Source organism: Pseudomonas sp. SIMBA_068, from assembly GCF_046534705.1.
In the GTDB taxonomy this organism is placed as follows: Bacteria; Pseudomonadota; Gammaproteobacteria; order Pseudomonadales; family Pseudomonadaceae; genus Aquipseudomonas; species Aquipseudomonas putida.
Window position 1 is genome coordinate 1 of record NZ_JAWRYI010000890.1, and the last position, 259, is coordinate 259.

General features: G+C 58.3%; 1 protein-coding gene. It reads left to right on the plus strand.

Going from position 1 to position 259, the window contains the following annotated elements:
• Positions 1-259 (plus strand): hypothetical protein (locus tag SB756_RS31935; protein WP_410913482.1); only part of this gene is annotated, 259 nt, incomplete at both ends.

Here is a 259-nt window from a genome sequence, read left to right on the forward strand (position 1 = left end):
GATAAGGCCACAGCGGAAAACCAGTGGGGCTACGACTGGCTGCCGAAGTGGGATAAGAGCTACGACTGCATGGCGCAGGCGGAGATGATGGAACAGGGCGCGCTCAATGGTTGCCTGATTCAGGGCTTCAACCTGCTGGCCGCCTTCCCGGACAAAAATAAAGCGGTCCGGGCACTGTCCCGCCTCAAATATATGGTGGTGATCGATCCGCTTCGCACCGAAACCGCCAGCTTCTGGCAGCATCACGACGAGTTCAACG